Here is a 19,152-nt window from a genome sequence, read left to right on the forward strand (position 1 = left end):
CTAATTTTAAAGGCTTGATCGTTTTTGAGGAATCTTAAAAGCTATAAAATTTTATAACACTTCATTTATGTATTGTTAATTTTAAATATTTAATTAAAATAAGTGGCTTTTATTATTTTAAATGAATTTTTTACTATCGAAAAACTTATTAACGAAAACGTTTGAATTTAACATATTTTATTAATTTATTATAAACATAACCTGAAAAGTGGTGAATGTTTGCTAATTTTACACTTTAATACTTAAATAATGCCAAAAACAATAAAAAAAGTTGGTGTTCTGACATCGGGAGGAGACTCACCAGGAATGAATGCCGCAATACGATCAGTTGTTCGAACATGCGCTTATCATAATATAGAATGTATCGGAATTTATAGAGGGTATCAGGGAATGATTGAAGGAGACTTCAAAGAAATGGGACCCCGAAGCGTAAATAATATTGTAAACAAAGGTGGAACGATCCTGAAATCAGCTCGTTCAGTTGAGTTTAGAACCCCGGAAGGTAGAAAAAAAGCGCACGAGAATCTTTTAAAAGCAGGAGTTGATGCTCTTGTAGTTATTGGAGGAGACGGAAGTTTTACCGGAGGATTGATTTTTAATTCAGAATATAATTTTCCTGTAATGGGAATTCCGGGTACAATTGATAACGATATTTACGGAACCAGCCATACCTTAGGATATGATACGGCATTAAATACTGTTGTAGATTGTATTGATAAAATCAGAGATACTGCAAGTTCACATAACCGATTGTTTTTTGTAGAGGTTATGGGTAGAGATGCAGGTCATATCGCCCTTAATGCCGGAATTGGAGCCGGTGCCGAAGAAATCCTTATTCCTGAAGAAGACTTAGGTTTAGACCGATTGCTGGATTCTCTTCAAAAAAGCAAAGCATCGGGAAAATCATCAAGTATCGTAGTTATTGCCGAAGGTGATAAAATTGGTAAAAACGTATTCGAATTAAAAGATTATGTTGAAGCTAATTTACCGGAGTATGACGTAAGAGTATCTGTCTTAGGACACATGCAGCGTGGTGGTTCGCCATCTTGTTTTGACCGTGTTTTAGCAAGCCGTCTGGGTGTGAAAGCAGTAGAGTCATTAATCGAAGGAAAATCAAACTACATGGTAGGTTTGCAGGCCGATAAAGTAGCATTGACCCCACTTGAACAGGCAATTAAAGGAAAATCTGAAATCGATAGAGAATTGTTGAGAGTATCTGACATCATGTCAACATAAGATAAAGTTTAAAAAAGAAATGAAGTTTATTGTGAGGAAATTAGACTTTAAAATAGTGTAATAAAAACAAAAGCAAAAATTAAGTAAAATGTCAAAAGTAAAATTAGGAATAAACGGATTTGGACGTATCGGAAGAATCGTTTTTAGAGAGTCTTTCAATAGAGATAATGTAGAAGTAGTAGCAATCAATGATTTATTAGATGTAGATCACTTAGCTTACTTATTAAAATATGATTCAGTTCACGGTCGTTTCAACGGAACTGTAGAAGTAAAAGAAGGAAAACTTTATGTAAACGGAAGAAATATCCGTATCACTGCAGAAAGAAATCCAGCTGACTTAAAATGGAACGAAGTTGATGTTGATGTAGTTGCAGAATGTACTGGTATCTTCACAACTATCGAAACTGCAAATGAGCACATTAAAGGTGGTGCTAAAAAAGTAATCATTTCTGCTCCGTCTGCAGATGCTCCAATGTTTGTAATGGGAGTAAATCACGAAACTGCAAAAGCTTCCGACCTGGTAGTTTCTAATGCTTCTTGTACTACAAACTGTTTAGCTCCTTTAGCTAAAGTTATTCACGATAACTTTGGAATTGAAGAAGCTTTAATGACAACTGTTCACGCTACAACTTCAACTCAAATGACAGCTGACGGACCTTCCAGAAAAGACTGGAGAGGTGGACGTGCTGCTTCAATCAATATTATCCCTTCTTCTACAGGAGCTGCAAAAGCGGTTGGAAAAGTAATTCCTTCTTTGAATGGAAAATTAACAGGAATGTCTTTCCGTGTTCCTACTGCTGACGTTTCTGTAGTAGATTTAACTGTAAAAGTTTCTAAAGAAACTTCATACGAAGAAATATTAGCTGTTTTAAAAACAGCATCTGAAACTACAATGAAAGGTATCTTAGGATATACTGAAGATGCAGTTGTTTCTCAGGATTTTATTTCTGATAAAAGAACTTCTATCGTTGATGCAACTGCAGGAATTGGTTTAAATTCAACATTCTTCAAATTTGTATCATGGTACGATAATGAGTATGGATACTCTAGTAAATTAATTGATTTGTCAGTACATATCGCAGGTTTAAAATAATATTATATATTTTTGCAAAATCCCGTTATCTTAAAGTAACGGGATTTTCTTATTTTGTTACTTCTTTAATTAATGTAAAAAACACACTTTTTATTTAGCTAAAGAAAAACTAATCCAAAAACTAAATAAAATGAAATTAATAGTTGATAGTGGATCTACTAAAGCCGATTGGATTGCAATTGATGATAATGGAAAAGTATTATTCACCACACAAACTTTAGGATTAAATCCTGAAATTCTTGACGAACCGGAAATCGTGATACGATTAAACGATCGTTTTGATATTTTACAAAATAAAAAAAATGCGACACATTTGTTCTTTTACGGAGCAGGTTGTGGAACTGACAGAATGAAAGAAGAGTTGAAACGAATCTTCCAGGAGTACTTTTCTAATGCCATTGTTGATGTTCAGGAAGATACTTATGCAGCTGTTTATGCGACAACCCCAAAAGGTCAGGAAGCAATTGTATCAATCCTGGGAACAGGTTCTAATTGTAGTTTTTTTGATGGAAAAATATTGCATCAAAAAGTTCAGTCATTAGGATATATCGTTATGGATGACTGTAGTGGGAATGTTTTTGGAAAAGAATTAATCAGAAAGTATTATTTTAATAAAATGCCTAAGGAACTGGCGGTTGAATTCGAAAAAGAATACGATGTTGATCCTGATTTTATCAAAAATAAATTATACAAAGAGCCAAATCCAAATGCTTATCTGGCGACATTTGCAAAATTCCTTATCAAACATAAAGACACGGAGTTTTGTAGAAAAATCATCTTTAAAGGAATGAAATCTTTTGTAAAAAATTACATTAAGCAATTTGATAACTGTAAAGAAGTTCCGGTACATTTTGTGGGTTCTATTGCTTTTTATTTAAAAGATGAATTACAAGAGACATTTAATAAGTATGAACTTCAATTAGGAAACGTTTTAAGAAGACCTATTGATGGATTAATTGCTTATCACGTGGCTAATCAATAAATAAAATTAAAATATGGAAATTGCTATTATAGCTCATGATGGAAAAAAGGCAGATATGGTTCAGTTTTTGAATAAAAACAAAACTCTACTGCTTCAGGAAAACATTAAATTAATTGCCACTGGAACAACAGGTAGTAAAGCAGTAAACGCTGGTTTTAAGGTGAGAAAAATGCTTTCCGGTCCTCTTGGTGGTGATGCGCAAATTGCAGCAAGGGTAGCTGAAGGAAAAACACAAATGGTTTTTTTCTTTAAAGACCCTCTTGCAAGTCATGCGCACGAAGTTGATATTAATATGTTAATCAGGGTTTGTGATGTGCATAATGTACCATTAGCAACAAATGAAGCTTCAGCGCAATTATTGTTAAATGCCATTGCTTTGCAATTATAGAAATTCATATTTGACACTATAGAAAACCGTTACAATGATATGTAGCGGTTTTTTTTTATGAAATATTCAAAATTAATGGCTTTAATTAATTTATTGATATTTTATTTGTAAATGCCTCATTTTGATTGTTTTAATGTGAGAATTATCTTTTTTTATGTAAATTTGGTACTAATTTTAGTATAATTTCATGAAAAAGATTATTGATATCGCAATTATTGCTCATGATAATAAAAAAGCAGATATGCTCCAGTTTTTGATTAAAAACCGGGCCGTTTTGCAAAAAGAAAGAGTGAAGCTTATAGCGACAGGAATATTAGGACGGAATGCAGAAAATTCAGGTTTTAAGATAACCAAAATGCTTCCTTGTTCGATGGGTGGAGATGCTCAGATTGCTTCGAGGGTTGCCGAAGGGAAAATTAAAATTGTTTTCTTTTTTAAAGATCCACTTGCAAGCCACGCACATGAAGTCGATATCAATATGTTGCTTAGGGTTTGTGATGTACATAATGTGCCGTTGGGTACAAATGAAGCAACGGCACAATTATTATTAGATGCTATTGCACTGCAATTATAGAAATTTCAACATTCACATTTTTAGGCAAACACGCTACCTGAACTGTCTCGCGTGCCGGAGCTGTTTTTTCGTCAAAATAAGAGCCATAAATAGCGTTTATTGCGGCAAAGTTATTCATGTCCATGATAAAGATAGTGGCTTTAACGACATTCTCAAAAGTCATGTTGGCAGCCTCTAAAATTGCTGCAATGTTTTGCATTACCTGAGTTGTTTCATTGTCAATGTTATCAGTAATGATTTCTCCCGACGCTGGATTAATTGCAATCTGACCAGAAGCATAAAGAGTATTTCCTGATAATACAGCCTGATTGTAAGGTCCAATTGGTGCAGGAGCCTTTTCTGTAAAAATGATCTTTTTCATATATAGATAATATTTGTTTACTGAATATGATATTGCCGTTCTTTAGTTCTGTTGGTTTCGTCGAATATATTTTGTTGGGTATTCGATGATTTTAAGTCCTGGCGATTTTGTATGGATATTGTATATCTGGCAGATTATCGGTTTGAAGTACTTCGTTTGTTCCATTTGATATCACTAAGCATCCCTGATTTGATTCCGATAAAGAAATTCCAGTTAGAATTTAGACCTAGTGGTGTCCAGTTAAATGCCATTCTCCAGCTTAATAAGTCCCTTTCGAAACGAAACTGCGTAAAAGTTACTCCTTTTTGTACAAAATCATAACCTGTAGAAACACCGCCTTTCCACTTAGGCGTAATGTCCATATTGGCAGAAATCATAATAGAGTTTCCGCTAATTTTATTTTCGCGTTTTATGTTTGAATATGTTAATGAATACGCCAGTGTCATGTCCCATGGAATCTTAGAATTGAAGAATTCAGTTATAACATCTTTATCATCGTCTTTTTCATTGGCAAACTGACTATTTCGGCTGTCATTTAAGTCTGTATTGGTTCCGAATAAATCATCATTTCGACCTCCGTTCCGCTGACTTTGGGTGTTCTTCTCATCTTTGCCGGTTCCTTTATTCGAAAAGGAATAGTTTAAAGTAACATTCGCACTGGTCATCCTGAATAAACTTCCACCATTGTCAATATTGAACATATTGATTTTGTTTCCACCATTGTCAATCGCATACGGATCTAATGTAGCACCAAAATTGACGTTCATTTTGTTGTCAAAAAGCTGGGTTCCACCACTTACAAGTACAGGTTGCCAGGCCAGGGTTTCTTTTCCGTCAGCATCAAAGTTATAACTCGTACTAAAGTTTAAGTTATTTAATAACATGATTTTTTTAGGCTCTGTTTTTGTACTGTCACGGTCTCTTACTTTTGCTTCAAAAGTATTACTTAAGGCAAATGATACGATATTCGAATTACTTTTTCCGGGAGCTCCAAAAATACCACCTTCAAATCTTGAGTAGGTAGAGATTCTTCCGGAGGCATCTACAGTATAATTATTGTAGTATTGATCAAAACTTGGCGTGTACGAGTACGTAACAGTTGGCCTCATGACGTGACGAATCGATTGGATTCTTTTGTCATCACCAAAATTGAAAGTACCGTAAATTGTCGTTCCTAAATTTGTACTGAAATTATAAGTTCGGTAGGCATCAAAACCGTTTACAGTTGTGTTTACCACTTCGCCTTTGTCTGCGCTGTAATTTTTATCGATCGTTTTGGTTACCCAGGTTTCCTGATAATTTGTAGAAGCACCTGCACTAAAATATTTAAATATTTTAAAGTTTGTACTAATCGGAATACTGTGTTGCATACCGATCTGAGCATCTCTAAACATTTGTGGTTTGAAAAATAGTGAATCAGTAGTAACGAAATTATTTTTACCGCTTACATTATATTGTAAGTTGATGTTTTTTATAAACCCTTTTTTAAGGCCATCTTTTCCAACAAAAGGATAAATACGGTCAATACTTCCCTGTAAAGCAGGTAATGTCATTTGTATTTCTTCGGTCTGCGTGTTTTGTTGATGTGTGGCTGTTAAGGAAATACGTGCCTGCGGAATCGTATTAAAGGTTTTGTTATAAGAGATTGATGAACTTAAAGTATTGTTCAGGTTTGACCCCACGTTGGCCTGGTTGATTGATCGCTTAAAATATTTACTGCTACCCATATTCACAGAGGCAGAAAAAGTCGAATTTGGATTTGATTTAGTGTCTTTTGCATGTGACCACTGAATATTGTAAATATTTTGTTGAGAATAGTCAGGGTAGCCTCTTTCACTGCTAATCAGGTTTTCGAAACGAATATTCACATTTCCCCTATATTTATATTTTGTCGCATAAGCAGATTCGAAACGCATGGCATAACTACCATTAGTATAATAATCCCCTAAAACAGTCAGGTCATAATTGTCGCTTAAGGCAAAATAGTAACCTCCGTTTTGTAGAGAAAACCCTCTGGTGTTAGAGTCATTATAACTAGGTATGATAATTCCGGAAACGCTTTTTTCCTGACTCATTGGAAAAAAAGCAAAAGGCAATGCTAATGGGGTAGGTACGTCTGCAATTACCATTTGGGTAATCCCAACAACAACTTTTTTGTTAGGAACAAATTTTACCTTGTTCGTTCGGAAATAGTATTCAGGATCATCTATGTCTTTTGCGGTTGTAAAACGTGCGCCCTTTAAAAAGTAAACGGAATCATTCTCTTTTTTTGTAACAGCTGCTTTAATTTTAAATTCTCCCTGTTCAGTTCTGGAATTATAAATTAAGGCTTTTTTAGTTTTAAAATTAAATCGGATAGAATCGGGCTGAACTTCACTTGCTCCTTGTTTAAAGTTTGGATATTGTGTTAAAACTCCTGCAGAATCTTTTATTCTTCCGGCATAGACTTCTTCTTTTTCAAGATTTAAAACGATAATTCCTGATTTTAGCTCAACATCTTTATAATATAATTCGGCTTCATTATACAAAGTAAGTGTTTTGGCTTTCTTATCATATTTAGCATAATCTTTGGCTTTGTATTTCGTTACGGCATCCAGAAAATTCTTTTTAGCCTTAACCGTGTCCAATTTTATAGTATCTGTAACAGGAGCGGCGGCTTTATCGGGTAGAGCCGTTTTAGGTTTATCTGTTTGTTTTACAGTTGGTAAGGGCTTTTTTTTGTTTTTTATCTCTTGCGAATATAAATTACCACATCCTAAAGTTAGGAAAAATGATAATAAAACGATATTAAATAAGTTTGTATGCAAAGGTTTAAATGCTATTTTTGTAAAATTATGGCTTGTTTTTTGACATGTCAAACTTACATATAATTTTTTGTCAAAAATAATCAATTGTAAAAATTATAGCTGTTACGTTTTATTAAAATTAACTTTTAGATTTATGAATAGATTTAACAAAATTAAAGTAATATTTACTTTTTTTCTAACGATATTGTCATTTTGTGCTTATAGTCAGGCAAATGTTTTTAAGGTAACACTTGATGCAGGACATGGGGATCATGACTTTGGAGCTGTCTATAGTGGGCGGATTGAGAAAAATATTGCTTTGGCTATTGTTTTAAAAGTTGGTAAAATTTTAGAAAGTAGCCCCAATGTCAATGTTATTTATACCCGTAAAACAGATGTTTTTATTGATTTAGTAGAAAGAGCCAATATCGCAAACAGAGCAAATTCGAATATTTTCGTATCGATACATTGTAATGCAAACAAAAATACAGCTGCTGACGGAACAGAAACGTATGTAATGGGTTTAAGTAAGGTAGCATCGAATCTTGAAGCTGCGAAGAAAGAAAACTCGGTTATTACGTTAGAGAAAGACTATAAACGTAAATATGAAGGTTTCGATCCTAATTCGCCTGAATCTATGGTTGGAATGACCTTAATGCAGGAAGAATATTTGGACAACAGTATTTCTTTGGCGAGTAAAATAGAGGATAATTTTGATAAACTGGGCAAGAAACTTCGACACGGGGGCGTAAAACAAGCACCTTTTATGGTACTTCATAAAGCGTATATGCCAAGAGTTTTGGTAGAGACAGGATTTGTTTCGAACCCTACTGAAGGAAATATTTTAAATTCAGAAGAAGGACAAAATGATATTGCAAAAGCCATTGCAGAAGCTATTTTGAGTTATAAGAATGAATATTTTGGTTCAGGAAATCCTGAAATAGCAGAAGCAAGACCAGCAAGAGATACTTCAACACCAAAAAAGGCTAAAGTAGTCGAAACTGCAGCAGTTGCTAAGAATACGCCAAAAGGAATTTTCTTTAAAGTGCAGCTTATTGCCAGCATTAAAAAAACACCATTGGAGCCTAAAAACTTCAAAGGCCTGAAAAATGTAACTATGTTGTATGAAAACAATATTTACAAATATTTCTATCAGGAAACTTCCAATTATGATACGGCTAAGAAATATTTGGAAGAAGCTAAGGATAAAGGATATGGAGCTGCTTTTTTGATTGCAACTAAAGATGGAGAAAAAATCAGTATTCAAGACGCCATTAAATAATAGCCTCTAGTTCGAATATTTATATTAATTTTGTAGAAACACTTAGAATTTTGAAACTAACAAGAGAAATTAAAACGGCTATATTAGTCATCGCGTCAATCTTATTATTTATTTGGGGCTACAGCTTCCTAAAAGGCAAAGACCTTTTTACCAATTACAAAACGTTATATGTAGAATATGATAATGTTGAGGATTTGGCAGCATCAGCACCTGTTACGATAAACGGACTTGTAATAGGTAAAGTAAGTAAAATTACAATTAATGAAGTAACGGGGAAATTATTGGTTGAACTTCAGCTAAAAACAGACTTCCCGATTTCTAAAACGAGTAAAGCATCTTTATATTCTCCAAGTTTAATTGGAGGAAAGCAAATTAAGATCTTGCCTAACTTAGTAGATAAAGATCCCGCTGTTGAAGGGCAAACCTTAGAATCTGCCGTAGAATTGGGATTAACAGAATCTTTAGGGGGTAAAATTGAACCTATTCAGCAAAAATTAAATTTAATGCTTGCTAATATTAATACCCTGGTTTCCGGATTAAATAATGTTTTAGACAAAAAAGGACAAGAGGATCTAAAAAAATCATTATCAGAATTAAGTCAGACAATGGAGCAATTTCACAGAGCTTCAGGAAGTCTTAATTCAATTCTGGATACCAACAAAGGTCAGATTAACGGAGTTGTGACTAACTTTAATAAAATGTCAAGTAACTTTAATAAAATATCTGATTCATTAAACAAAGCCGATTTAGGGAAAACAGTTCGGAACCTAAATCAGACACTGGCTAAAGTTGATGGTATAATGAGTAATTTAAATTCAGGAAAAGGTACAGCAGGTAAATTGTTAAATGATGATGCTTTGTATAATAATTTAGCAAAAACCTCAAAAGAGTTAGAGTTATTATTGCAGGATGTTCGTCTTTATCCAACACGTTATGTAAACGTTTCTCTTTTTGGAAAGAAAAATAAACCTTATGTAGCGCCTACAGAAGATGCTAATTCAACGACTAAAAATTAATTAGATGAGTTATTTAGATAATATTTTATTCGCTATACTTCTTATAGTTGGTTTCGGTTTTTTTGCGACGAGTGTAAAAAAAATCATCCGAAATATTAATTTAGGAGTAGATGTAAATCGAAAAGATAATTCTAAAGCACGCTGGAAAAACATGGCATTGATTGCTCTTGGACAATCAAAAATGGTGAGACGCCCTGTAGCCGGAATACTTCATATTTTTGTATATGTAGGTTTTATTATTATTAATATAGAATTACTGGAAATTATTATTGATGGCTTATTTGGGACTCATAGAATTTTCGCACCCTATTTAGGTGTAGTTTATGATGTTTTAATTGCTTCATTTGAAATACTGGCATTTTTAGTGTTGGTTGCCGTTATTATATTCTGGATCAGAAGAAATGTAATTAGGTTAAAGCGTTTTATAAATCCGGATTTAAATGGATTTCCAAGAAGTGATGCCAATTATATTTTGTACTTCGAGACTGTTTTAATGATTTTGTTTTTGTTAATGAATGCTTCTGATTTGCATTTGCAAAATGTTCCGGGAGGATTTTCACATTTTCATAAAGCAGGAAGTTTCCCTATAAGTCAGTTTATTGCACCAGTCTTTAACGGAATGTCAAACGAATTAGTTGGACTATTGTTTGAGGCTTTTTGGTGGTTGCATATTGCAGGTATTTTAGTTTTTATGAACTATTTATACTTCTCCAAACATTTACATATCCTTTTAGCTTTCCCGAATACCTATTTTGCCAATTTGAAGCCGGAAGGACAATTTGATAATTTAGAATCCGTTACAAAAGAGGTGAAGTTGATGATGGACCCAAATGCAGATCCTTTTGCTGCAGCTCCTGTTGAGGAGAATGCTGCACCGGCTAAATTTGGAGCAAGTGATGTTCAGGATTTAAACTGGGTACAATTGTTAAACGCTTATACTTGTACAGAGTGTGGTCGCTGTACATCAGCATGTCCGGCAAATCAAACAGGAAAAAAATTATCTCCCCGTAAGATTATGATGGACACCAGAGATCGCTTGCAGGAAGTTGGTAAAAATATCGATGCGAATAAGGGTGTTTTTGTTCCGGATAACAAAACATTATTAAACGATTATATTACTCCTGAAGAATTATGGGCCTGTACGTCTTGTAATGCCTGTGTAGAAGAATGTCCTGTAAATATCAGTCCATTGTCTATTATTATGGATATGCGTCGTTATTTAGTTATGGAACAAAGTGCTGCTCCAATGTCACTAAATGCGATGATGACTAATATTGAAAACAACGGGGCGCCTTGGCAATACAGTCAACAAGACAGGTTGAACTGGAAAAACGAGAATTAAAAAAGGTTTAATTGTTTTGCTGGTTTAAGCGGTTATTTATTTTACCGTTTAACCAATTAAAAATAGAGGTTTTTTGTAAGGTTGTCAAATAAAATATTTTTTATTCCGATTAATCAAATTAACGATTAACCGATTTAACAAAAAGAAAAGATGTCAGAAAGTTTAGTAGTGCCAACAATGGCTGAAATGCTGGCCCAGGGAACACAGCCAGAAGTTTTATTTTGGGTAGGTTGCGCAGGAAGTTTTGATGATAGAGCAAAAAAAATAACAAAAGCATTTGTACGAATTTTAAATCGTACCAATGTTTCTTTTGCAGTTCTGGGTACAGAAGAAAGTTGTACCGGAGATCCTGCAAAACGTGCCGGAAATGAATTTTTATTTCAAATGCAGGCCATGATGAATATCGAGGTATTGAACGCTTATGAAGCTAAAAAAATAGTTACGGCCTGTCCGCATTGTTTTAATACTTTAAAAAATGAGTATCCGGAATTAGGAGGTCAATATGATGTTATTCATCATACGGAGTTTTTAAAATCATTAATTGATGATGGCAGATTAACTGTCGAAGGCGGACAGTTTAAAGGAAAGAAAATTACTTTTCATGATCCTTGCTATTTAGGAAGAGCTAATAAAGTTTATGAAGCGCCAAGAGATTTAATTCAGAAGTTAGATGTTGAATTGGTCGAAATGAAACGCTCAAAAGCTAATGGATTATGTTGTGGAGCGGGTGGGGCACAAATGTTTAAAGATGCTGAACCCGGAAACAAAGAAGTAAACGTATTGCGTACAGAAGATGCTCTTGAAGTTAAACCGGATATTATTGCAGCGGGTTGTCCGTTTTGTAATACGATGTTAACAGACGGTATCAAACATCAGGAGAAAGAAGGTCAGGTTAAAGTAATGGACATTGCAGAGTTGATTGCTAATGCACAGGATCTTTGAATCTAAGGTTCAAAGTGGCAAAGGTTCACAGGCATAAAGGTTGAAATCTGAAACCTGAAACAAAACAAACAAAAAAAAGTAAAATGTATATACCTTTTGAAGATTTACCCGGTGAATCCAGAATCTGGATTTATCAATCAAACAGAAAGTTTTCTGAGGAAGAATTTTCTGAAATAGAAGCTGACCTAAAATCTTTTATAGAAGGTTGGGCAGCACACGGAACAAGTTTAGAGGCTTCATATCAATTAAAATACAACCGATTTATTATTTTGGCTGTAAATCAGGATGTGCAGGCTGCGACCGGATGTTCTATAGATAGTTCGGTGGAATTTATCCAGGGTTTAGAGAAAAAGTACAATGTTGATCTGTTAGATAAAATGAACGTTACTTTTAAACTTGGTGAACACATCGCGCACAAACCATTAATTGATTTCAAAAAGATGGTTAAAGATAAATCAGTATCTGAGAATACGATTGTTTTTAATAATTTGGTGAATAATATTGAAGAATACAACGAATCCTGGGAAGTTCCTGCTGCCGATAGCTGGCATAGCCGATTCTTCTAAGAAAGAATTTATATAATATTTGGGAAGTCATAAAATTTAGGTTTTATGACTTTTTTTGTTTTTAGACGCGAACAAACCTGTTAGGTTTTTGTTTTATGCGGTTTATTTTGTCCTTACTTCGAAATGACAAGATTACGGAAAACTGTAACAAAGATAAATCACCACAAACCCGGCAGGTTTTTAAAATCTTTCGGGTTTCGCTCAGTAATTCTTTTAGAAACTGAAATCTTTAATATAGCCCCGATGGGAGTGATATCCTTTTGCCGGCTTCTTTAGCCGGTAAAAGATATAGCGGACAGCGGGACAAGTGGTTCTTTTGAAAAAAGAATCTTCTGCTCCCCCAAAAAAAAACAGGAGTTACAGGTTGAAATATGATTTGCGGAATTTTTGGATATAAAAACTTTTAATTTACTCAGAATGACATATCGAATAGTTGTGAGATCTAACAATCTAGTAATCTGATAAATCCAATCTTCACAAAAATCTAACAATCTAAATCTTCGAATAAACGCTATTTTTGAGTACTTTCGTAGTATTAAATTTAATACATGAAAATAGCTATAGTTTGTTATCCGACATTTGGCGGTAGTGGCGTAGTTGCTACGGAATTAGGCCTTGAATTAGCCAGACGCGGACACGAAATACATTTTATTACTTATAGTCAGCCGGTTCGGTTGGCACTTTTGAATCCTAATGTTCATTATCACGAAGTAAACGTTCCTGAATATCCTCTTTTTCATTATCAGCCTTATGAGTTGGCTTTGTCAAGTAAATTGGTTGATATGGTAAAACTATATAAAATTGAAGTTTTGCACGTGCATTATGCAATTCCACACGCGTACGCGGGTTATATGGCAAAACAAATGCTGAAGAATGAAGGAATTAATCTTCCGATGATTACAACACTTCACGGAACTGATATTACGCTGGTTGGAAATCATCCTTTTTACAAGCCTGCGGTTACTTTTAGCATCAATAAATCAGATTATGTGACCTCGGTTTCGCAGAGTCTGAAAGATGATACCTTGAAGTTGTTCAAGATCAAGAATAAAATTAGGGTGATTCCCAATTTTATTGAATTGGATAAAGTCGTAAAAGACCCGCAAGCCCCTTGTCATCGTTACGTTATGGCAAAAGAAAATGAGCGAATCATTACCCACATCAGTAACTTTAGAAAGGTGAAACGTATTCCGGATATTATTAAGATTTTTTATATTATCCAGAAAGAAATTCCGGCCAAATTAATGATGGTAGGTGATGGTCCTGAAAAAGAAAAAGCCGAAGCTTTATGCATGGAGCTGGGGATTTATGATAAAGTAATTTTCTTTGGAAACAGTAATGAGATCGACAAGATTTTATGTATGACCGATTTGTTTTTACTTCCGTCGGAAACGGAGAGTTTTGGTTTAGCAGCTTTAGAAGCAATGGCCTGTGGGGTTCCGGTAATTTCAAGTAATTCAGGTGGTTTGCCAGAGGTTAATTTTGATGGGGTTTCCGGATATTTGAGTAATGTTGGAAATGTAGATGAAATGGCTGCCAATGCTATTAAAATTCTGAAAGATGATAAAACTTTAAATGAATTTAAAGCCAATGCGTTGGAAGTAGCGAAAAAATTTGATATTAAAAATATCCTGCCTAAATATGAAGCTTTATATCAAAGAGCAATAGACGATTACAAAGATTAAAAAACAGCAATTTTTAAAGATAAGCGTAAATGAAAAAAGTAATTTCGGTTTTAATAGTGTTTGTTTTGATTTCATGTGGAGCAAAAAAAACAGCAGATTCTGGTTCGAAAGTTTTATACGAAGTTTTAACCGAACAATCGGATGGTGGAGGCAATATTAAATTTTTTGAAATTCTGACAGAACCAAATGAAATCAAAATGCTGGAAAATGACCCGCTTTTAGCCAATAAAATGAAACATGATGATATTAATAATTCAAATTATGTCATTTTGAATATGGGCGAGAAAAACACTGGTGGTTATTCTATCGGAGTTGAAAAAGTGGAAGAAACGGATAAAAATATCATCATTACGGTAAAAGAAAATAATCCTGCTGCGGATGCCATGGTAATGCAGGTTATTACTTATCCGTATACAGTGGTAAAGGTGCATTCGAAAAAAGAGATTATCATTAAATAAATATTTTGTCTGGTTGAGCGGAGTCTAAGTTGGCTATCAGGCTGAATTTAACCGCAAAGTACGCAAGGGTTATGCTTAGAAAATGCAAAGTTCGCAAAGCTAAATCATCACAAAGCTTTGCGAACTTTGTGTTTTTATAAAAGCCCGTCATGTATAAAAAAAACCTTGCGTACTTTGCGGTTAAAAGGGGTGTCTAATAATAAAAAAAATCCTGTCGCTTTTAAACGGCAGGATTTCTTTTTACAATTATTTTAATTTTTATTTAGAATCTAAATTTCACTCCCAATCCTACATCAAATCCAAAATTGTCATCGTCATAATATCCGGAACCAATTTCTGGTCTTGCATCTAATGAAAGTGTAATAGGTGCTTTGTCAAAAGTGTATTCTATACCAATATCTCCTGCTGCAAAAACGTAAGTTCCGCTATCATTAAATTTGTTGTTGTTTGCATAATAATCGTGATCCCAGGCAGCAATACCAGCACCAACACCGGCATACCAGTTAAAACCACCATCAATGTTCCAAACCCATTGATAAAGTCCAACTGCTTTTATGGCATCTACATCACTGCTGTTTCTCCATCCTAAATCAAATTCAAGTCTGTTTTTTTGACTTAATCCTCTTTGGTAAGATACTTCTCCACCAAAACCGTTATTGTCACCTAAGCGTATACCTAGTGCATTTTTAGCAATGTCTTGTGATTGAGCCGTAAATACTAATCCTAATAGCATAATGGCAGATAAAATGATTTTTTTCATAAAAAAGGTTATTAATTTTTTTCAAATGTACTGTTGCGTATAATCTTCAAACGTATATTATTTTTGAAAATTGTTATATAATTCACATTTTAAAAATATTTAAGGCCCAATTTTGAGTAAAATTTTATCCGATAAAGTTCTTTAGTTTTAGTAAACGTTTATTTTTTCAGAATGATGGAAGAAATTAACTGAGAGCTTAGAATGTCTTCCATTTCAAAAAGATTTTCTTCTTCTGTGAAATTACTTTCGGCATAAGAATATAATTTCCAGCGTTTTTTATGGTATTCCAATGCTGTTAAGTTCTCTACCCAATCACCGGAATTTAGATATAAAGTCGATCCGTGTTTGTTTTCTTTGGTAATGATTTTAGGTTCGTGAATATGACCACAAATAACATAATCATATTTTTTTTCGATGGCTAAATCTGTAGCTGTAGTTTCAAAATCAGATATGAATTTGACAGCTTTTTTAACGCTTGCTTTTATTTTTTTGGAAAAAGAGTAGGGCTCACGTCCTAATTTTGCCAGACACCAGTTAGCAAACCGATTGCTTAAAATTAGGTAATCGTAACCTAGCCCTCCCAGTTTTGCAATCCATTTTGAGTGTTGAACAGAAGCGTCAAAAACATCTCCGTGAAAAATCCATGCTTTTTTATCGTCTAATTCCAGGACCAATTTATCTACCAAAGAAAAATTCCCCATGTTCATATCACTAAACTTTCTCAGAATTTCATCGTGATTTCCAGTGATATAATACACCTTTGTGCCTTTAGAAGCCATTCCTATTATTCTTTGAATGACTCTTAAATGGGCTTTTGGAAAGTAAGATTTTCTAAATTGCCAGGCATCAATAATATCCCCGTTTAAAACAAGTGTTTTGGGTTTAATGCTTGATAAATAATTATTTAGTTCTTTTGCATGACTTCCGTAAGTTCCCAAATGGACATCTGAAAGAATGACCAGTTCGACATTTCTTTTTTTCAATTTTTCTTTTTTTGAAGTTTAACAAATAAAAGAATCTTTAGTGGGATTTATTTTATCAAAAGGTTATCAATTTGACCACAATTTTAATAAATTGTGATTTTTAATGGCTGCAACCTTTACTTAATAATACTAATTTTAAATTTTTTAATTTAATTCATAAAACTTACATTTGCTCAAAACAAATTACAATGGCAGGAAATAGCTACGGCACCCTATATAAAGTTACAACATTTGGAGAATCTCATGGTGAAGCTTTAGGCGGAATTATAGATGGTTGTCCATCAGGAATAGAACTTGATCTTGATGCAATTGAAGTTGAAATGTCCCGAAGAAAACCCGGGCAATCGGCAATCGTAACACAACGTAAAGAACCGGATGCGGTTCAGTTTTTATCGGGAATTTTTGAAGGTAAAACTACCGGAACCCCAATAGGTTTTATTATTCCAAATACCAATCAAAAATCAGATGATTACTCTCATATAAAAGATAATTACAGACCCAGCCACGCTGATTATGTATACGACCAAAAATATGGTTTTCGTGACTATCGCGGTGGCGGAAGAAGTTCTGCAAGAGAAACAGCCAGCAGAGTGGTGGCCGGTGCAATTGCAAAACAAATGTTACCACAAATTAAAATTAATGCTTACGTTTCATCGGTGGGTCCAATTCATTTAGATACACCTTATCAGGATTTAGATTTTTCGAAAATAGAAAGTAACCCTGTTCGTTGTCCCGATGAAAAATCAGCAGCAATTATGGAAGAATACATTCGTGATATCCGCAAACAGGGAGATACTGTTGGCGGAGTTGTTTCATGTGTGATTCAAAATGTTCCGGTTGGTTTAGGCGAACCTGTTTTTGATAAATTACATGCCGAATTAGGAAAAGCAATGCTTTCTATAAATGCTGTAAAAGGTTTTGAATATGGAAGCGGATTTTCAGGTTCTGAAATGAAGGGAAGTGAACATAACGATTTGTACAATGCAGACGGAACTACGAAAACAAATCTTTCAGGAGGAATCCAGGGAGGGATCAGCAACGGAATGGACATCTATTTTAGAGTAGCATTTAAACCTGTTGCTACGATTATGCAAACACAGGATTCATTAGATAATAAAGGAAATATTACACCGATGACCGGAAAAGGACGTCATGATCCGTGTGTAGTACCTCGAGCAGTACCCATTGTTGAAGCAATGGCTGCGATTGTTTTGGCTGATTTTTATTTAATCAACAAAACATATTAATTAAAGTTAAGGCAGTGAGGGTCTTAATATTTTAATCTAAAACAACAAATTAATGCAACAAGTTAAAGAAACTAAAAAAAAATCATTTCTTTCAGGATTAACAGGGCAAATTATAATTGCCATGGTCCTTGGAGCAACTTTAGGAATTATATTGCACAACTCGGTTTCACAAGAGGCAGCGCTATCATTCAGTAATAAAATAAAAATGCTGGCCACGATCTTTATCAGATTGGTGCAAATGATTATTGCTCCTTTAGTTTTTACTACGCTGGTAGTTGGAATTGCAAAATTGGGAGATATAAAAACAGTTGGAAGAGTTGGAGGAAAGGCACTTGGCTGGTTTTTTACGGCTTCTTTTATATCCTTATTAATAGGTTTGTTTTATGTTAATATACTTGAGCCCGGAGTAGGTTTGAAATTAGATCATGTTGATATGGCTGCAGCCGGTGAGGTTACGGCAAAAACTAAAATATTATCTGTAGAGAATTTTGTAGAGCATATCGTTCCTAAAAGTATTTTTGAGGCAATGGCAACCAATGAGATCTTGCAAATTGTAATATTTTCTATCTTTTTTGGATTAGCAGCTGCTTCGCTTGGAAGTACGGTAAAACCGGTTATAAATGCGTTTGATAAAGCTTCTCACATTGTTCTGAAAATGGTGAATTACGTAATGAACTTTGCTCCAATTGGAGTTTTTGGGGCTATTGCAGGAGTTTTTGCTATAAGAGATGCAGAAGAATTAATCATCACATACTTTAAATTTTTCGGGTCCTTCTTAGTCGGAATTAGTACATTATGGGTTGTTCTGGTTGCTGTAGGCTATATTTTCTTAAAAGGAAGAATGACCGAATTGTTAAGACGAATTATTGGACCTGTAGCTATTGCTTTTGGAACTACTAGTAGTGAAGCCGTTTTTCCAAAATTAACAGAAGAACTGGAAGAATTTGGAGTTAAGAACAAAATTGTAGCCTTTATGTTACCGCTGGGTTATTCATTTAATCTTGACGGAAGTATGATGTACATGACTTTTGCCAGTATCTTTATTGCTCAGTTTTACGGTGTACATTTAGATCTGGGGACACAAATGGCAATGCTTTTGGTTTTAATGCTGACCAGTAAAGGTATTGCAGGTGTGCCAAGAGCAAGTTTGGTCGTGGTGGCAGCTACCTGTGGTATGTTTAAAATTCCTGTTGAGGGAATTGCTTTAATTTTACCAATTGATCACTTTTGTGATATGTTCAGAAGTGCTACAAATGTTTTAGGAAATGCATTGGCAACTTCGGTTGTAGGACAATGGGAAGATGATAAAGAGGCAGAAATTGTTGCTGAGGACTAATATTTATCTGGTTTTTTTGTAAGAATTAAAATCAGAAATTAAATGACATTTAAATAGATGAAGAAAAGCTGTATTTTTATAGGAAATACAGCTTTTTTTTATTTTTAAGTGTATA

18 protein-coding genes are annotated in these 19,152 nt (G+C 34.1%); 14 read left to right on the forward strand and 4 right to left on the reverse strand.

From position 1 onward, the window contains the following. The first annotated feature begins 249 nt into the window (after nt 1-249). From pfkA to ACHRWY_RS26230, 5 genes are all read left to right on the forward strand, one after another. A complete protein-coding gene (gene pfkA, locus ACHRWY_RS26210) occupies nt 250-1,236 on the forward strand; it encodes a 6-phosphofructokinase (protein ID WP_395358738.1) in 987 nt (328 codons plus the stop codon). 88 nt (nt 1,237-1,324) lie between these two features. Continuing rightward, nucleotides 1,325-2,329 carry a type I glyceraldehyde-3-phosphate dehydrogenase gene (gene gap / locus ACHRWY_RS26215; RefSeq protein ID WP_029273106.1) on the forward strand — a complete coding sequence of 335 codons (1,005 nt, stop codon included), beginning with the start codon at nt 1,325-1,327 and terminating at the stop codon, nt 2,327-2,329. A gap of 130 nt (nt 2,330-2,459) precedes the next feature. Further along, nucleotides 2,460-3,311, forward strand: coding sequence for an N-acetylglucosamine kinase (locus tag ACHRWY_RS26220; RefSeq protein ID WP_395358741.1), 852 nt, complete (start codon nt 2,460-2,462; stop codon nt 3,309-3,311). A gap of 13 nt (nt 3,312-3,324) precedes the next feature. Continuing rightward, nucleotides 3,325-3,699, forward strand: a complete 375-nt coding sequence (locus ACHRWY_RS26225) for a methylglyoxal synthase (RefSeq protein WP_395358743.1) — start codon at nt 3,325-3,327, stop codon at nt 3,697-3,699. 199 nt (nt 3,700-3,898) lie between these two features. Continuing rightward, a complete protein-coding gene (locus ACHRWY_RS26230; RefSeq protein WP_395358808.1) occupies nt 3,899-4,273 on the forward strand; it encodes a methylglyoxal synthase in 375 nt (124 codons plus the stop codon). Here ACHRWY_RS26230 and ACHRWY_RS26235 read toward each other — a convergent pair. Further along, entirely contained in the window at nt 4,254-4,634 is a 381-nt protein-coding gene (locus tag ACHRWY_RS26235) for a RidA family protein (RefSeq protein ID WP_395358745.1), read from the reverse strand. The two genes, ACHRWY_RS26230 and ACHRWY_RS26235, sit on opposite strands and share 20 nt — an antisense overlap. 134 nt (nt 4,635-4,768) lie before the next feature. After that, nucleotides 4,769-7,492 carry a putative LPS assembly protein LptD gene (locus tag ACHRWY_RS26240; protein WP_395358747.1) on the reverse strand — a complete coding sequence of 908 codons (2,724 nt, stop codon included), beginning with the start codon at nt 7,490-7,492 and terminating at the stop codon, nt 4,769-4,771. Nucleotides 7,493-7,574: 82 nt separating this feature from the next. On the opposite strand from ACHRWY_RS26240, the gene ACHRWY_RS26245 reads away from it, so the two are divergent. The 7 genes from ACHRWY_RS26245 to ACHRWY_RS26275 all read left to right on the forward strand — a co-directional run bounded on the left by ACHRWY_RS26245 (nt 7,575) and on the right by ACHRWY_RS26275 (nt 14,711). Continuing rightward, nucleotides 7,575-8,702: an N-acetylmuramoyl-L-alanine amidase gene (locus tag ACHRWY_RS26245; protein ID WP_395358748.1), complete on the forward strand. Its 1,128-nt coding sequence runs from the start codon at nt 7,575-7,577 to the stop codon at nt 8,700-8,702. 50 nt (nt 8,703-8,752) lie between these two features. Next, nucleotides 8,753-9,718 (forward strand): MlaD family protein, encoded by a 966-nt coding sequence (locus ACHRWY_RS26250; protein ID WP_395358750.1) that lies wholly within the window; start codon nt 8,753-8,755, stop codon nt 9,716-9,718. Between the two features lie 4 nt (nt 9,719-9,722). Further along, nucleotides 9,723-11,060 carry a 4Fe-4S dicluster domain-containing protein gene (locus ACHRWY_RS26255; protein ID WP_395358752.1) on the forward strand — a complete coding sequence of 446 codons (1,338 nt, stop codon included), beginning with the start codon at nt 9,723-9,725 and terminating at the stop codon, nt 11,058-11,060. A gap of 150 nt (nt 11,061-11,210) precedes the next feature. Further along, on the forward strand, nt 11,211-12,002 hold the full coding sequence (locus ACHRWY_RS26260; RefSeq protein ID WP_264524593.1) for a (Fe-S)-binding protein: 792 nt from the start codon (nt 11,211-11,213) through the stop codon (nt 12,000-12,002). Nucleotides 12,003-12,085: 83 nt separating this feature from the next. Next, nucleotides 12,086-12,568, forward strand: coding sequence for an ABC transporter ATPase (locus ACHRWY_RS26265; RefSeq protein ID WP_395358754.1), 483 nt, complete (start codon nt 12,086-12,088; stop codon nt 12,566-12,568). A gap of 548 nt (nt 12,569-13,116) precedes the next feature. After that, a complete protein-coding gene (bshA, locus tag ACHRWY_RS26270; protein ID WP_395358756.1) occupies nt 13,117-14,253 on the forward strand; it encodes an N-acetyl-alpha-D-glucosaminyl L-malate synthase BshA in 1,137 nt (378 codons plus the stop codon). Between the two features lie 29 nt (nt 14,254-14,282). After that, entirely contained in the window at nt 14,283-14,711 is a 429-nt protein-coding gene (locus ACHRWY_RS26275; protein ID WP_395358758.1) for a protease complex subunit PrcB family protein, read from the forward strand. Between the two features lie 262 nt (nt 14,712-14,973). Here the strand turns inward: ACHRWY_RS26275 and ACHRWY_RS26280 are convergent, their stop codons facing one another. Together ACHRWY_RS26280 and ACHRWY_RS26285 are read right to left on the reverse strand one after the other, a co-directional pair. Then, entirely contained in the window at nt 14,974-15,471 is a 498-nt protein-coding gene (locus ACHRWY_RS26280) for a hypothetical protein (protein ID WP_395358760.1), read from the reverse strand. A gap of 158 nt (nt 15,472-15,629) precedes the next feature. Then, nucleotides 15,630-16,454 carry a UDP-2,3-diacylglucosamine diphosphatase gene (locus tag ACHRWY_RS26285; protein WP_395358762.1) on the reverse strand — a complete coding sequence of 275 codons (825 nt, stop codon included), beginning with the start codon at nt 16,452-16,454 and terminating at the stop codon, nt 15,630-15,632. Between the two features lie 188 nt (nt 16,455-16,642). On the opposite strand from ACHRWY_RS26285, the gene aroC reads away from it, so the two are divergent. Continuing rightward, nucleotides 16,643-17,701 carry a chorismate synthase gene (aroC, locus tag ACHRWY_RS26290; RefSeq protein WP_395358764.1) on the forward strand — a complete coding sequence of 353 codons (1,059 nt, stop codon included), beginning with the start codon at nt 16,643-16,645 and terminating at the stop codon, nt 17,699-17,701. Between the two features lie 52 nt (nt 17,702-17,753). Then, the gene (locus ACHRWY_RS26295; RefSeq protein ID WP_395358766.1) at nt 17,754-19,037 is read left to right on the forward strand and encodes a dicarboxylate/amino acid:cation symporter; all 1,284 of its coding nucleotides are present in this window, start codon (nt 17,754-17,756) and stop codon (nt 19,035-19,037) included. The last annotated feature ends 115 nt before the right edge of the window (nt 19,038-19,152 follow it).

This window comes from Flavobacterium sp. FlaQc-48 (assembly GCF_044007335.1).
GTDB lineage: Bacteria > Bacteroidota > Bacteroidia > Flavobacteriales > Flavobacteriaceae > Flavobacterium.

Bases quoted from the DNA above. Each gene is read 5' to 3' on its own strand.
- bshA (WP_395358756.1), top strand. From the start codon at position 13,117: ATGAAAATAGCTATAGTTTGTTATCCGACATTTGGCGGTAGTGGCGTA.
- ACHRWY_RS26225 (WP_395358743.1), top strand. From the start codon at position 3,325: ATGGAAATTGCTATTATAGCTCATGATGGAAAAAAGGCAGATATGGTT.
- ACHRWY_RS26245 (WP_395358748.1), top strand. From the start codon at position 7,575: ATGAATAGATTTAACAAAATTAAAGTAATATTTACTTTTTTTCTAACG.
- ACHRWY_RS26265 (WP_395358754.1), top strand. From the start codon at position 12,086: ATGTATATACCTTTTGAAGATTTACCCGGTGAATCCAGAATCTGGATT.
- ACHRWY_RS26235 (WP_395358745.1), bottom strand. From the start codon at position 4,634: ATGAAAAAGATCATTTTTACAGAAAAGGCTCCTGCACCAATTGGACCT.
- pfkA (WP_395358738.1), top strand. From the start codon at position 250: ATGCCAAAAACAATAAAAAAAGTTGGTGTTCTGACATCGGGAGGAGAC.
- ACHRWY_RS26255 (WP_395358752.1), top strand. From the start codon at position 9,723: ATGAGTTATTTAGATAATATTTTATTCGCTATACTTCTTATAGTTGGT.
- ACHRWY_RS26275 (WP_395358758.1), top strand. From the start codon at position 14,283: ATGAAAAAAGTAATTTCGGTTTTAATAGTGTTTGTTTTGATTTCATGT.
- ACHRWY_RS26220 (WP_395358741.1), top strand. From the start codon at position 2,460: ATGAAATTAATAGTTGATAGTGGATCTACTAAAGCCGATTGGATTGCA.
- ACHRWY_RS26260 (WP_264524593.1), top strand. From the start codon at position 11,211: ATGTCAGAAAGTTTAGTAGTGCCAACAATGGCTGAAATGCTGGCCCAG.
- ACHRWY_RS26295 (WP_395358766.1), top strand. From the start codon at position 17,754: ATGCAACAAGTTAAAGAAACTAAAAAAAAATCATTTCTTTCAGGATTA.
- aroC (WP_395358764.1), top strand. From the start codon at position 16,643: ATGGCAGGAAATAGCTACGGCACCCTATATAAAGTTACAACATTTGGA.
- gap (WP_029273106.1), top strand. From the start codon at position 1,325: ATGTCAAAAGTAAAATTAGGAATAAACGGATTTGGACGTATCGGAAGA.
- ACHRWY_RS26280 (WP_395358760.1), bottom strand. From the start codon at position 15,471: ATGAAAAAAATCATTTTATCTGCCATTATGCTATTAGGATTAGTATTT.